Here is a 14,311-nt window from a genome sequence, read left to right on the forward strand (position 1 = left end):
CTTGAATTTCTTCTTGATTTCTGTTATCATCAGAAAATTTAAAACACTTTAAGAAAGCTGCTTAGTTAAATTAACTTAGACAAGTAAATAGCAGCTTTGCAGCCTGTTTTTATGAATGAAGATAAAATGTTGTAGCCAAATGCGCTTTCAGCATTGTGCTGAATTGCAATATCTTTGTGCTCTAACTCCTCGTCGCGAAATTTACTTATAGTTTCTCTTAATTCTCCATCTTCTAAATGTGAAACTTGCTCTTTGTAGTGCTCCCCGATAACTTCTTCAACTGCAGCAGTGCAAGCCATAGCAGCTTTTTTGCCCATAATGGCAGTTGCAACGCCAAGTGACACTCCTAAAACACGCCAAACTGGCAACAAAACAGTAGGACGAACTTTTTGCTCCTTGATTTTCTCATTAAAATAGTGAAAATGCTTTTTTTCCTGCTCTTCCATTTCAATTATTTCGTTGATTATAGAAGATTTTTTAAGAATAAATTTTTGGCCAGAATAAATGCAAATAGCTCCATATTCCCCAGCATGATTTACTCTAATTGCCTGTTGCAAGAACTGATTGTTGCTGTACCTTAAATTATTTAGATTTCTTTCTTTCTCCACAATACACCTTACCTGATACGAACAGAGCTACTATGAGATAAATTAAATTCCATGTTGCTAAAGAAACACCTAGAACGTAATGAGGTCTGTCACAAGATGGAGAGTAATTAGGATTTAGTAGATTATTTCTGAGCTCTTCTATACTAACGTTACCACTTGCTTGCTCTGTGCACCCTAAAATGTCATGAAACAAGTGGAGTTCAAGACCTACATGATAAAAAGATATTATTGCCCCTACGAGGTAACTGCAAAACATTGCATAGATTAGAATTTTGTTGTCTTTAAGCATGCATACTACTGCAAGTAACCCTGCAACATAGTAAACTACCCGCTCGTATGTACATAACTCGCATGGCAGCATGTTGAAAAAATATTCTAGCACATATGCAAAAATTAGAGCAAAAGCACTTGATAGCAGAAAGATTGTAGAAACTTTGTAACTGTTATTTATATTAGAGTTATCTGACATAATTAATGAGTTACCACAACAACTGCAAAAAGTCAACTCTTGGGAGTGTTAAATAAACCATATGCGTCAAATTAAGGAAATAAAGGTATGAAAGAGATAGAATAATAAGGTATAAGTTCTCCCAGATATACTTTTAGTGAGAGAACCAATGAATAAAATAACTTGCTTATCAAAAAAGCTCAAAGAATTTTTTAATGAAAAAGCAGACAAAATCTCAATTACAACAAGGTTTATAAAAAGAAAGAGAAAGCTATCGTTCATAAAAGCCATGGTCTTGGGTAATATAGGGGTTGATAATTGTAGCGTAGAAACAATGTGTCAATTACTAAACGAGAGATATAACAAAACAAGGTTTGGATTTTAGATTTACTAGTGGAATTTATGAAAGGGATGTATTGTGGTTCTCTTTAAAAATATCTTGCAAGTTGATTGCAAAATCTTACAGCAATTTAATAGTGTTAAATTATTGGACAGTAGCTATATTACTCTACCTAACAGTATGGAAGAGATATATAAAGGTTATGGTACTAGCTACAGTGGCTATGAAAGCAATACTAAGTCTGGAATAAAGTTACAATTAGTTTTTGACTACTAAACCAGACATTAGACCAACTTAATATAACTGAGGGAATAAGGTCAGACCAGGGATATAGGAAACATTTAAGTAATATATTAAGCAATAATATCTGATCTCGGTTATTTTGTGCCAAAAACAAATCAATGAATTATTTCATAAGTCGTCGATACCAACATATATGATGTAGAAACAAATCAAAAAATGGAGTTATTAGAATGTTTAGAGATTTTTAGAAAACGAGGTATTGTTAGGAAAAGAAGCAAAAATTAGAGTAAGAATTATATGTCAGAAACTAACTGAATATGGCAAGAAGAAGGAAAGCTAATAGATTAGCAAGATCGCAGGATCCTCTAAAAGAAATCAAAAATTGTTGAACTGGTCAATATTTATAACTATAGGGGAATGTTCAAAAAAGTGTGTCAAACCGCATTTTTAGTTCAACTCAATTTTCAATCTATTAGGAAAGAAAATGTCGAGCTGAGACATAGTTAATGCCCAATTAGGCAAAGCCATAATCCATTTTTGCTCTATCTTTTTTATAGCACAATATACCTGTTTGTACAAGGCATTTGTGCTGGTAAATGAGCCTTTGGTTTTTGTGAATTTTCTGATCTGCCTATGTAGCCCCTCAATAGGATTGGTAGTATAAATTAGCTTCCTAACTGGGCCAGAATACTTAAAATAGCCGGATAAGTTTTCCCAATTATTCTGCCACGATTTTACAACCAATGGGTCCCCATTTTTCTTCTAGCTCAAGTAAGTAATTCTCGGCAACTTCTCTGCTTGCAGCACGATATATTTTTTTCAGATCATTCATAAAAACTTTCACATCTTTGCTGGATACATATTTTAGTGAATTTCTTATCTGATGCACTATACATAGCTGTACTTCTGCTTTAGGAAACGCACTATTTATCGCTGCAGGAAAGCTTTTTAGCCCATCAACACAAGCAATTAGAATATCTTCTACTCCTCTTTCTTTTAGATCATTTAGTACTCCCAACCAGAACTTCACTTTCAGCTAAATAAAAGCCTAGTACTTCTTTTTTGCCATTTTGGTCTATGCCCAATATATTGTACATACATTTACTTACGCAATGTCCGTCCTCTTTGACCTTAAAGAACATTCCATCCATGAACACTATTGGGTATACTGATTGCAGTGGACGACTGCGCCATTCATTGATTACAGGCAGTAATTTGTCGGTAATACTTGATATCTCTGCAACCGATATTTTGTGATCATAAATTTCCTCAACGTGTGACGCTATATCTCTATAGCTCATACCACTGGCAAATGTGCTCAAAATCTTTGTTTCAAGCTCTGGATGTAGGCTTGTTTGCCTTTTTTTGACTATTTGTGGTTCGAAACTTCCCTCCCTATCTCTTGGTGTTAATAGCTCAAATGAACCTGCACTGGTACGTAAAGTCTCTCCCATTTCTTCGATTATTTTCTTCACTTTCAGCCAATAAGTGGTTTTCTATTTCACCTTCTAGACTCGCCTCCAGCAACCTTTTTATAAACGGTGTTAATGCTCCATCTCTTCCTGTCAGCGGTCTTCCTTCTCGTATAGACGACAGGATATTTGTTTCTAATTCTTTATAATCTACCAAACCAGTAGTTTTATTTGCTATTCTTTGATTCATATGTGAAACCTCCATTTTTTTATATCAATTTATTACTTTTTTTTCGGTTTGACACACTTTTTTGAACATTCCCCTCTTCAGTTCTAACCTCGGCTATATCAATGTGAAAATAGCCGATAGGATATTGCTTAAACTTGCTTTTAGTTTTCACCTCTCCTTCAACATCCGGCAACCTGCTAATACCGTGTCTTTGCAAACAACGATGCAAACTAGAACGAGTTAAATTAGGAATTGTTGCCTGCAAAGAATAAAGACAGTCGTCCAAAGGAAGAAGCGTATGTTTACAACGATTATAGCTTCCTCCTCTTTGGTTAAAACTTTGGCTGCTTTGGACCCATTGCAACATCTTTAGTGAATGAACGTTTTTTCCATTTTATAATGGTCTTTGGGTTCAAACTATAGCGCTCAGAAAGCTTTGCTATACTATTTTGTATTGCTCGACGTACTGCCTCTGTCGTTCTGGCGCACCCATGTAACCATAATGACTCCTTAAATGATGATGATAGTATACCATCATACTTTGGAACTGTACATCTAAGGATACAATTGTTCCGCTTTCCAATCGCTTCCCTCAACAAGGGTGTATCTAAATCTAATATGCTTCCTATATTCACCTTCTTGCCAAAATTCAATTACTTTTGGGATTACGCAAAATCCCACCCAAAAATCAGGACGAGAAACTTGTGTATTGTGAAATTCTTTATTCTTCAATTCAATAGCTTGCTCAAAATCTTGCCAATCTTTCAGAATGCTCGATTGTTTTGAGCACCATGCGCTAATTTGACTACCCAGCGCTCGAGAAGAGAAGTATTTGTCAGTTCTTTCATCGTTTAGAAGTTTAACATCTCCTTCAATTCGTACTTGCCTAGCAAATTCTATCCAATGAAACACTAACGCAGCTTTGGGGTTCTCAGTCAATTCTTTCCCTTTTTTACTGTTTACGTTAGTGAAAAACACAAAACCTTCTTTGCTATATTCCTTTAGTAATACCACTCTTGCAGATGGAATACAGTCTTTGCTACAAGTTGCTAGCGTCATTGCAGTTGGTTGTTCACACGGAGAATTAAGTACTGCTTTGTACCACTTTGAAAACAAATCAAATGGATCTTTTTCAAGTGAAAATATCATATCAAAAAATAAAATCTTAATTCTGGCACGCATTGCAAAAATAAGTGCTACGGCCATTTTGTCGTATAAGTGTTATGATATTGTTGCAGATCTTGCAAGGTTTTTGAACTTTGCCATATACGTAAAAGTTATTTTGAAAGTGTCCAGCAGATCCAGATGGCTGTGCATAATCTTTCAGTGTTGAACCGCCTGCAGCAATTGCATCACTCAGAGTATTTTTTATTTCAGCAGCAAGTTTTTCGCACTCTCTATAGGTCAAGTTTTTTGCTGACCTGAGTGGTGATATACGGGCTCTAAACAAGCTCTCAGAAGCATATATGTTGCCTACGCCAACTATTGATTTATTGTCCATTAATGCTGATTTAATATTTACTTTTTTGTTCTTTAGTAGCTTTTGTAAATAGTCTCCATCAAATTCGTCTGTGAGGGGTTCTATTCCAAAATCATTAAAAAAATTCATTTCTTGCTCTTTATTTGACACAATGATTAATCCAAATCTTCTTGGATCATTAAAAATTATTGAAGTATTATCATAAAACGAAAACACTACGTGATCATGTTTATTCTGTGCTTGATTATGTTCAGCATATATAAGCTTTCCACTCATACCAAGATGTATGATTACAGCTATACTAATATCTATATTCCAGATTATATACTTACCTCTACGCTTGATATTACTTATGACTTTGCCCTTTAGCACATCATCAATATTTCTTGTTATTGGTACACGCAAATTCCAATTATTTACTGTAACACTGCTTATTTGCTTGTTTTTGATTTTATCAAGCAAAAAGTTAGAGATTACTTCCACTTCCGGTAGTTCTGGCATCTTGTCTACTCTGTTGCTGTTTTTTTCTTTTTACAATATTTTGCTTTAAAGCTTTTGCCAATCTTTTTTTCTCTTCTTCTTTTTCCTTATTCCTTTTTGTGTTATTCATTATCATAATATATAAGCCTGCCGTTATAGCTCAGGTGGTAGAGTACGTCATTGGTAATGACGAGGTCCCAAGTTCGAATCTTGGTAACGGCACACTCTTAACAATATCGCATGCCGCATAAAGAAAACGTAACCGTTCACAGATTTTCGCTTAATTCTTTAATCTCACTAATGGAAAGACCAGTGCACTCAACAATAATGTTGATGTCAACACTATTAGCCAGCATTGCTTTTGCGATTTCAATTTTTCCTTCTTTTCTACCTTCTTCTCTACCTTTCTCCATACCTTTCTCCATACCTTTCTCCATACCTTTCTTCATACCTTCTTCAAGTTTGTATTCAAGAATGGCTTCCTCTTTGTACAGATCCATTATTCTTTCTTCATATGCCGTTAGATCTTTTTCACTCCAGTGAAACTTGTCTAATTCATCATATGCTCGCTTTATTATTGGTGCTTCTTTCGCAATCTTTTTTAGATCTTTTTCAGTGGTCTCTTCTGCATGTTTAAAAAAGAAACACCAACGCTCTACTGTGCTTGTTAATTGCTCTACTTTATTTTTAGGGAATTTGGGCAGTTCAATAAATACAAACTGAAAATCCTGTAAGTCATGCTCATTAGTCTCCTCATCTCTTATGGTATGACTAGATATGTAATTGGACTTGTCAGGAAATAAAACACAATTTGATATTGCAATAAAGAAAATCTTTTGTAAATTAGCGTACTTACCAACTTGTCTTGAGTAAGCTTTTGCAGCGTAATATTGAGCGCGCTTTTCAAAACCTTTATCACGAGTGAGCTGCATTTCAACCACAAATCTGTTGCCAACAGAGTCCTGACAGAGAACATCAACTATACTTTGTCTCTCGGAGGCAATTTCAGGATTCAAAATGGTGCTGATAAATTCTATTTCTTGTATAGTATTAACTTCAGTACAGCCTAAAATATCGTTCAAAAAATGGATGAGAATGTTCTTATTTTTTTCAGTGCCAAAGATTTTCTTGAATGTTAGGTCCAATTTTGGATCGAGGAATTTAGAAAAAGCCATGAGAAATTAACTTAAAAAGTATTAAAAATTATACACTATTACTAACAATTATTCAACCATATTTTTAAAGACTGCTAGTTCAAGCAATTTTCTATATTTATTTTAAATTAAAAAAGCTCAAGTGAAAGAACGTGCTCTTCCTAAAGTTACAAAGGGAGATTATCATGCTTTTTCCATATCCTTTCTACTTTCTTGTTTTTGAGTAGCTCTAATGCTTTGTGAAAGTGATGCCTTGTTTTACTTGGCACTATAATGTCATCAATGTATCCATGTGATGCAGCAAAAAATGGATTAGCAAATTTCTCTTTATATTCTTTGATTAATGTTTGCTGGTCTTTTTCATGCCTAAATATAATTTCAACTGCACTTTCAGGGCCCATCACAGCTATTTCAGCAGTTGGCCAAGCATAATTTATGTCACCTTTTAAATGTTTTGAGTTCATAACGATATATGCACCACCATACGCTTTTCTGGTGATCAAACTAATTTTCGGCATGGTTGCTTCAGCGTAAGCGTAAAGCAGTTTCGCTCCGTGTTGTATTATATTATTGTATTCTTGATTTGTACCTGGCAGAAATCCTGGAACATCAATAAGTGTGATGATCGGAATGTTAAATGCGTCACAGAATCTTACAAACCTCGCAGCTTTTCTTGAAGAATCAATATCCAAACATCCTGCAAGGTGCATAGGTTGATTTGCAACAATACCAACAGTATTTCCTCCAATTCTACCAAAACCAGTTATGATATTACGAGCAAAATCAGGTTTCAGTTCAAAGAAATTCCTTTCATCACAAACTTTTTCAATGAATTCATACATATCATAAGAAGTATTAGGATTGGTAGGAATTAGAGTGTTTAAGGACTCATCAGTCTCATTAACATCATTACAGATTGGTGCAGATTTTGGTGATTCTTGATTATTTGCTGGTAAAAAGGTAAGGAATTCACGCATTTTTAGCAGCATTTCAACATCATTATTGAATGCAAAATCCGCTACTCCTGTTTTGCTTGTATGAATTTTTGCTCCGCCAAGATCTTCGTGGTTTACGTCTTCATATGTGACTTTTTTTACCACATCTGGTCCGGTTATAAACATATATGAACTGTTTTTCACCATGAAAGTAAAGTCAGTTAATGCTGGGGAATAAACTGCACCTCCTGCACATGGGCCCATGATTAAAGAGATTTGTGGTATAACACCCGATGCATTTACGTTTCTTTGAAAAATTTCTCCATAACCAGCAAGGGAATTTACTCCCTCCTGAATTCTGGCTCCACCAGAATCGTTTAGCCCAATGATTGGAACCCTGGCATTAATTGCCATATCCATAATTTTGCATATTTTTTTTGCATGTGATGCACCAAGTGATCCACCAAAGACAGTAAAATCTTGCGAATAAACAAAAACTTTTCTGCCATAAATAGTACCATGACCAATTACGACCCCGTCACCTAAAAAATTAGCATTTTGCATGCCAAAATCATTTGCGTGATGCTTCACAAATTTATCGTATTCTTCGAACGAATTTTCATCAAGTAATACACTGAGCCTTTCTCTAGCAGTTAATTTCCCTTTTTCATGTTGTTTGGTAATCCTGTCAGAACCACCTCCTTTTTCAGCTTCTAGTGCTTTGGTTTTTAGATTTTCTAGTATTTTAAAGTCTTGCATACAATAAAGTAGTTTTTAAATTAGTTGTAGACCTTATTAAGCTTACAAACCCTATTAACTATACACATACACTATTGCTATATGCAACAGTGTATGTGTATAACAATTATTAAAACTTTAACCTTGACGTTGGTGATTACAACAAGAACACTTTAATGTACTAACTTCTTCCAGAACGCTAAATGGCTCACTTTGTTTTCCGGTTTTCTCTTCGACAAAACTTTTAGCAGCTTCAACAACCTTGCTCATACGTGGTTCTTTTTCTAGCTCTTTTAGGTACTTTGAGAAGATTTCACAACTTTTATCATCCATATGCACCATTATTTTGCTAAAGCTTGAGGGATTTTCTGGTTTGTCAGCCTTTTCAGAAGATAGAGTCATTACAATCTTTTCACTGTTGCTTATTGGAAAAGTCATCTGAAGTCTGCCCTTTATATCATGATATTTTCCATCTTGTATTCGTATTACATCATCTCCTTCCCCAATCTTTAATGCTCCATCTAAATTTTGAAATTCTGGATTACTCAGAAATTTTGCAGGAGTGATAACGCTTTCTTCTGGACACTGTATACAATAAAATTGGTTATCTCTTTCTACTATAACATCTTTTATCACATCTTTCTTTTCATCTTTCTCAATGCTATCACATACAATTTGTTTTAGATTTGATAGATAATTGTTACGTTTCTCTAGCAGATCTGGTGGTAAGAGTTTCAAAGCTTCCTCACTCATATAAGTACCTGTTGAAACTAGATCGGATATTTTTGACGAAAGAAGATCTAATTGGCATTTTTCATAAGTGGACAACCCTTGCATTTTTAGGGTATATAATACCAATCTCCACTAATAGATAGACAAATAGTAAAAACTACAAATAATTGAGGCTAGAAAGAATAAATATGTAGTTTATGGCAGGAAAAAGTAAAGCAATAGGAGAAGAACTATATAATCAATGCAAGTTAGAATTAAAAAAATATGGAATAAGAGGAGAGATAGGAAGAAGGTTACAAGCAATAATATCAGCAAAGGAGTATGGTATCTCAAAAGTTGCTAAAATATATAGAATTACGAGAACGACATTAATGAAATGGATTGCAAGATTTAAAGAAAAAGGTGTTATTGGGTTTGCAATACAGCCAGGGCGAGGACCTAAACCAAAACTGAACGAGGAGAAGAAGGAAAAAATAAGAGAGGTAATAGAAGAAGATGGGGCAAATCTGACTGCTAAAAAATTGCAAGGTATAGTTGAAGGAATGTTAGCTATCAAAGTAAGTGAGTCAACGGCGAGAAGGCTTATGAAGAAGCTAGGATTTACATATATCACACCTCGTCCAGCACATTATAAACAAGACAAAAACAAACAAGAGGAGTTCAAAAAAAATCTCAATGAAATTGTGGAAAAGAACCGGAAAAAGGAGGTTTTTTTTCGATGAATCGAGATTTGGAACGCACTCAAAAGTTGGACATGGATGGTTTAAAAAGGGCTCAAGAACACAAGTTAAAGTAAAAATCGGAAGAGAAAACTTCTATCTTTACAGCGCTGTAAATCCCAGGAATGGAGAGGATATTAGCCTACTTGCTCCACATGTAAACACAGATTGCATGAACATATTTTTGGAGCAGATGTCGAAAGATTTGGGGACTAGAGAAGCTTTTCTTATCATGGATTGCGCAAGTTGGCATAGGTCTAAAGGTTTAAAAACTCCTGAAAATATCACCATAATTTATTTGCCGCCGTACTCGCCTGAGCTCAATCCTGTGGAAAGATTTTGGCAACATTTAAAGGAAAATATAATAAAGAACAAGATGTATGACTCTATTAAATTACTTGAAAATGCTGTATCTGAATTTATTCGAGATATTACGGAAAGTTCGATCAAAACCATTTGCTCTGTGAATTATTTGTCTAGTTATTTATGAGGGTTGGTATAAGTTGCGCACCAAAAAATCTATTAATGATGTATTCTGTGAGAACACATAACATGGCATGCCAAACATTATCTTTTTGTCTTCTCCAAGTGCTATGAGTTCCAGCGATTCCCTTATTGTTCTTGCTGCAGTTGTCTCATTGCTATTCAAGGTGTTAACTTGTTGCCATTCCTTTTCCTGCAATGCATGCAAGGTACTTTCCTGCATAGATTTATCAACCTGTTGATATATTGTTACGCATGGTTGAACTCTGTTTATCGTTTCTAAAAAATTTTCAAACTCATCCATATGATCATCTAGCCAATCCCGTTCACTTTGGTGCGTTTCGTTTAATACACTGAGTGCATCTTCATGCTCAGGCTTATCCATATCCTCTATATATTCTGTACACGTTTCGTATGATACATTGAGTGTATCTTCACCCTCAGACTCATCTATATTTTCATTGTGTTCTGTAGGATAACTGCCTTCACTATCCTCTTCTGTTATATGCAATTCAGATGATAAAGTTGTATCAAGCACATCATCTTCAAGATGAGTACAACTAGTAGGAGTAGGAGAACGAGTAATATACCCCTCATCTGTCGAATCTGGATTATGCTTTTGTATACCTTGACCTACCATATATCCCCCTACTTGACATAATAAAACAAGAAATTCTAATTGTATTATGCTCGCGTGATCTATAAAGTCAATAGTTAAATTGAAAAATTTTGATTATAATTTACTTTACATAGAAGATGCCCTTGAATTATGCTAAAAATCGCTATAGTAGGCCTACCAAATGCCGGAAAATCGACCCTTTTTAATAGACTTGTGGGAAGAAAAGCAGCGGTGGTCAGCAATATTCCAGGGGTTACACGAGATAGAAGAGAAGGAATAGGCAGAATTAGCGATTTAGAGTTTAAAGTTATAGATACAGGAGGATGGAACGACCAAACTAATTTTTCACTACAAGTTATTGAACAAATAGAATTTTCTCTATCCAATTCAAACATCATTTTCTTTCTTGTTGACGCAAAAGTGCAAAATGAGCAAAACAAAGAATTTGCAAAGTGGCTGAAGAGAAAAATAAATAAACCTGTGATACTGATAGCAAATAAATGCGAGAGTCATAAGTCTGAAAATGTTGATTATTTGCAGTTTTTTGATTTTCTTGGCCCGGTGTATATCTCTGCCGAACATAATCTTGGCATGGTTGATCTTTATGATGCGTTGGCTAGTGTTATTGAAAATATCAGTGCAAATAGTCCTCCTTTTGGTGTCATTCCAGTGCTTGACACTGGAATCCAGAAAAAAAATAGTATGGATCCCAGTGTCAAGCACTGGGATGACAATAAGAGCTCTAATGAGTCCGGTAAATTAAGAATTTCGATAATCGGTCGCCCGAACGTCGGAAAATCAACTTTTTTAAACAATTTACTTGCAGAAAACAGACTAATAGCAAGCTCAGAACCAGGTACTACACGTGACTCTGTGGATGTTACATATGATCATAATGGGGAGCTAATTACTCTCATCGATACTGCGGGAATTCGCAGAAAGGCAAATGTTGTTGACAGCTTAGAATCAAAATTTGTTGAAAAAAGCATGGAGTCAATAAAGCGCTCTCATGTAGTAGTTTTAATGCTAGACTCCCTACTTGGTATTGAGCAGCAGGATTTATCAATTGCTGAAGCTGCAATTAAAGGGGGGAAGGGAATTATTATTGTTTTAAATAAGTGGGATTTAATAGGTAAGGATGACAGAAGCAAGTTGATAAAATTTGTAAAACAGCAAGAAGTAACCAGGTTATTCTTGGAAGTGCCAACTGTAACAATTTCTGCATTGAAAGGCATGCGCTGCGGCGATGTGATAGATAAGTGTCTTGAAGTGAGTGAATCTTTGAACAAGAAAGTCAGCACTGCAAAACTGAATAAGTGGCTAATAGATGCTGTGGAAAAACATTCTCACCCACTTGTAAAAGGTAAAGCAGTTAAAATGAAGTATATTGCTCAAATTGGTACCAAACCTCCGGCTTTTTCTTTGATATGCAATGTCCCTGAAAGTGTTGATGAAAATTATAAACGTTATTTAACTAATGGTCTTAGAAAAAACTTCCTTGTTGAAGGCGTACCAGTCAGATTACTTTTGAAAAAGAATAAAAATCCTTATGTAAAGTAGACAATAATGCGGTCTCACTTTGTTAAATTATTAAGCACATAATTCTTTTACCTTATCAATATTTTTAATAAACAAATAATTATTATTTAATAGTTAAATAAATAGTTGATATATTAATATCGCGTGGTAGAGTATTACTTTATTTAATAAAGAGGTAATTTTGTTATGAATTATAATGGTCAAGATTTAAAGCCAGGATCTCCATACACTTTTGCAGTTAACACACCCTTAGTATTTCAGTGGCTCCCAAGGCAATATGGATATCCAATTCCAGAAAACTATTTGAGGAGATTGAGCGAATGGGCAAAAAGAGAAGATACACGTGCAGTGAGATTAGTAATAAACGGATCTGGGTTTACTACTAAGCAGCTTAAAGAGTTGGAGGATGAAATATCAAACAGAGAATTTAACCCAAACAAAAATATAGAGCTTATAGACTTTAATGAGCTGGATTTAGGAGAATATGAATTTAGCTTTCATTTGCAACCGGATTGGAAAACTGAACAATCTAAATGTCCTCTATACACTGTATCTCAATATTTTAGAAATCTATATTCTATTTCAGAAAATCAAAGATTATCTTTTGGTGTTGAGATAGACAGCATGCGTATATTTATGTTGTTGGCATTAAAATCTCCTATGATCTATTTCGATTTTGATATTTTACCTAAAGAAGACAAAAAACTTGGTGAGATTCAGGCTAAGCAGGGCTTTCTAGTTGCTGAAAATGACAAGACAGGTCACAACTATAGCGATATAACAAACACTGAAAATGCTATAATTGCTATAAGCGATGCTGGTAGAGTAAAGATTACGGAATTTTATAATAGACTTCTTTCAAAATTGAGGGAGAGAGAGTAAGATCAAGTATTTGGAAGCATGAAATATAAGGAAATAGAAAAGTTAGAAGGAGAAAAGTTTCGACGTTTAACGGGGGTAAAAAAATCAACATTTAAGAGAATGGTAGAAATTCTAGATGAGGAGGATAAAAGGAAAAAAGCTAGAAGTGGAAGAAAAAGCAAACTTTGTATAGAAGATAGATTACTTATGGCACTGGAATATATGAGAGAATATCGTACATATTTTCATATAGGACAAAGTTATGGCATGAGTGAAAGCAACTGTTTTAAAATAATAAGGTGGGTAGAAGACACATTAATAAAACATCCAGATTTTGCATTACCAGGAAAAAAAGATCTATTAAATAGTAATGTAGAATACGAAGTTTTGGTAATAGATGGAACTGAAACAGCAGTAGAAAGGCCAAAAAAAAGCAAAAGCGCTTTTACTCTGGAAAGAAAAAAAGGCATACTATAAAAACACAAATAGTAACAGAGAAGAAGAGTAAAAAGGTCGTATGTACATCTTTCTCCAATGGTAGAAAACATGATTTTCGGATGTTTAGAGAATCAAAGATAGCAATATTACCGCAAACTAAGATCCTAGCTGATTCTGGTTACAGAGGAATGCAAAAGATACATAAAAATGTTGAATTACCACATAGAAGATCAAAAAAGAATCCTTTATCAAAGGAGAAAAAAGCAGAAAATAGATCTCTCTCTATACGAAGAGTGGTAGTTGAAAACGTAATCGGCTTATTGAAAAGGTTTAAAATCATTTCTGACAGATATAGAAATCGACGAAAACGTTTTGGCTTAAGATTTAATTTGATTGCCTCTATTCACAATAGAGAGCTCCTTTCATGAATTTTGAAAGAAGTCTAATGAAATGAAGCATAGATTTCAAGAGAGTTATCCTCTGCTTAAGTCATCACCACATTACGTTTACACAATTATGGAAAATATAGTATATTATACTCCTCTTAGTGAAGCTCTTCCTATTTTTATGTCTGGCTATAAAGGTTTTAACGAACATTTCAACGGATTGTTAGAAGAGAAAAGATCACTTATACAAGAAACGTTTGGGTTTAAAACCAATGGAGGAGAAGTTGATATTCAATATGACAATAGCTGGATGAAAAATAAGGATGAATTGTATACCAAAGAAGAGATTGCAAGAATAGATAGTGATACTAGGGTTGCAACTAGTATGCAAATCAAATCAGTATCCAGCTGTGAGCATATGTATAGAGGTTAAAAGTATTAAAGTAGAGCATAGTACTTAGGTTACA

At 34.5% G+C, this 14,311-nt stretch carries 14 protein-coding genes, 1 tRNA gene and 3 pseudogenes; 7 read left to right on the top strand and 11 right to left on the bottom strand.

The features are described 5' to 3' along the window. Positions 1 to 65: 65 nt before the first annotated feature. Entirely contained in the window at positions 66 to 608 is a 543-nt protein-coding gene (locus tag NBW37_RS00310) for a demethoxyubiquinone hydroxylase family protein (RefSeq protein WP_250296461.1), read from the bottom strand. Beyond that, positions 583 to 1,077 (bottom strand): disulfide bond formation protein B, encoded by a 495-nt coding sequence (locus NBW37_RS00315; protein ID WP_250296463.1) that lies wholly within the window; start codon positions 1,075 to 1,077, stop codon positions 583 to 585. Before NBW37_RS00315 ends, NBW37_RS00310 begins: the two co-directional genes overlap by 26 nt. A gap of 136 nt (positions 1,078 to 1,213) precedes the next feature. On the opposite strand from NBW37_RS00315, the pseudogene NBW37_RS00320 reads away from it, so the two are divergent. Further along, positions 1,214 to 2,048 (top strand): annotated as a pseudogene (locus NBW37_RS00320) (transposase); the annotation flags it as partial. A 38-nt stretch (positions 2,049 to 2,086) separates the two neighbouring features. Here the strand turns inward: NBW37_RS00320 and NBW37_RS00325 are convergent. The 5 genes and pseudogenes from NBW37_RS00325 to NBW37_RS00345 all read right to left on the bottom strand — a co-directional run bounded on the left by NBW37_RS00325 (position 2,087) and on the right by NBW37_RS00345 (position 5,370). Beyond that, positions 2,087 to 3,301 (bottom strand): annotated as a pseudogene (locus NBW37_RS00325) (IS256 family transposase). Between the two features lie 64 nt (positions 3,302 to 3,365). Then, positions 3,366 to 3,810, bottom strand: a pseudogene (locus NBW37_RS00330) (transposase family protein); the annotation flags it as partial. Between the two features lie 25 nt (positions 3,811 to 3,835). Continuing rightward, entirely contained in the window at positions 3,836 to 4,429 is a 594-nt protein-coding gene (gene pdxH / locus NBW37_RS00335; RefSeq protein WP_250297031.1) for a pyridoxamine 5'-phosphate oxidase, read from the bottom strand. 16 nt (positions 4,430 to 4,445) lie between these two features. Continuing rightward, positions 4,446 to 5,261 carry a bifunctional DNA-formamidopyrimidine glycosylase/DNA-(apurinic or apyrimidinic site) lyase gene (gene mutM, locus NBW37_RS00340; RefSeq protein ID WP_250296465.1) on the bottom strand — a complete coding sequence of 272 codons (816 nt, stop codon included), beginning with the start codon at positions 5,259 to 5,261 and terminating at the stop codon, positions 4,446 to 4,448. Then, positions 5,227 to 5,370, bottom strand: a complete 144-nt coding sequence (locus NBW37_RS00345; protein ID WP_250296467.1) for a hypothetical protein — start codon at positions 5,368 to 5,370, stop codon at positions 5,227 to 5,229. The genes mutM and NBW37_RS00345 overlap by 35 nt, the downstream gene beginning before the upstream one ends. A 19-nt stretch (positions 5,371 to 5,389) precedes the next feature. Here NBW37_RS00345 and NBW37_RS00350 point away from each other — a divergent pair. Next, positions 5,390 to 5,462: transfer RNA gene (locus NBW37_RS00350), tRNA-Thr, on the top strand. A gap of 44 nt (positions 5,463 to 5,506) precedes the next feature. Here the strand turns inward: NBW37_RS00350 and NBW37_RS00355 are convergent. The 3 genes from NBW37_RS00355 to NBW37_RS00365 all read right to left on the bottom strand — a co-directional run bounded on the left by NBW37_RS00355 (position 5,507) and on the right by NBW37_RS00365 (position 8,820). Continuing rightward, positions 5,507 to 6,415, bottom strand: a complete 909-nt coding sequence (locus NBW37_RS00355) for an Rpn family recombination-promoting nuclease/putative transposase (RefSeq protein ID WP_250296468.1) — start codon at positions 6,413 to 6,415, stop codon at positions 5,507 to 5,509. 146 nt (positions 6,416 to 6,561) lie between these two features. Continuing rightward, positions 6,562 to 8,088: an acyl-CoA carboxylase subunit beta gene (locus NBW37_RS00360; protein WP_250296470.1), complete on the bottom strand. Its 1,527-nt coding sequence runs from the start codon at positions 8,086 to 8,088 to the stop codon at positions 6,562 to 6,564. A 117-nt stretch (positions 8,089 to 8,205) separates the two neighbouring features. Further along, complete coding sequence (locus NBW37_RS00365) at positions 8,206 to 8,820, bottom strand: hypothetical protein (protein ID WP_250296472.1); 615 nt, start codon at positions 8,818 to 8,820, stop codon at positions 8,206 to 8,208. 176 nt (positions 8,821 to 8,996) lie between these two features. Here NBW37_RS00365 and NBW37_RS00370 point away from each other — a divergent pair. Further along, positions 8,997 to 10,008 (top strand): IS630 family transposase gene (locus NBW37_RS00370; RefSeq protein ID WP_250295836.1). Its coding sequence is split into 2 segments (ribosomal slippage): positions 8,997 to 9,509 and positions 9,511 to 10,008, totalling 1,011 coding nucleotides; the frame shifts between segments, so codons are not numbered across the junction. Here NBW37_RS00370 and NBW37_RS00375 read toward each other — a convergent pair. Beyond that, positions 10,003 to 10,641 carry a hypothetical protein gene (locus tag NBW37_RS00375; RefSeq protein ID WP_250296474.1) on the bottom strand — a complete coding sequence of 213 codons (639 nt, stop codon included), beginning with the start codon at positions 10,639 to 10,641 and terminating at the stop codon, positions 10,003 to 10,005. The two genes, NBW37_RS00370 and NBW37_RS00375, sit on opposite strands and share 6 nt — an antisense overlap. A gap of 129 nt (positions 10,642 to 10,770) precedes the next feature. Here NBW37_RS00375 and der point away from each other — a divergent pair, with 129 nt between their 5' ends. From der to NBW37_RS00395, 4 genes are all read left to right on the top strand, one after another. Beyond that, positions 10,771 to 12,180, top strand: coding sequence for a ribosome biogenesis GTPase Der (der, locus tag NBW37_RS00380; protein ID WP_250296476.1), 1,410 nt, complete (start codon positions 10,771 to 10,773; stop codon positions 12,178 to 12,180). Between the two features lie 165 nt (positions 12,181 to 12,345). Then, positions 12,346 to 13,041, top strand: a complete 696-nt coding sequence (locus NBW37_RS00385) for a hypothetical protein (RefSeq protein ID WP_250296478.1) — start codon at positions 12,346 to 12,348, stop codon at positions 13,039 to 13,041. Positions 13,042 to 13,059: 18 nt separating this feature from the next. Beyond that, a protein-coding gene (locus NBW37_RS00390) for an IS5 family transposase (RefSeq protein ID WP_250295841.1) occupies positions 13,060 to 13,886 on the top strand; the annotation gives its coding sequence in 2 pieces (ribosomal slippage) (positions 13,060 to 13,447 and positions 13,447 to 13,886; 828 coding nt in all). Between the two features lie 22 nt (positions 13,887 to 13,908). Further along, entirely contained in the window at positions 13,909 to 14,277 is a 369-nt protein-coding gene (locus NBW37_RS00395) for a hypothetical protein (protein WP_250296479.1), read from the top strand. Positions 14,278 to 14,311 lie beyond the last annotated feature (34 nt).

Source organism: Wolbachia endosymbiont of Oedothorax gibbosus (assembly GCF_936270145.1).
In the GTDB taxonomy this organism is placed as follows: Bacteria; Pseudomonadota; Alphaproteobacteria; order Rickettsiales; family Anaplasmataceae; genus Wolbachia.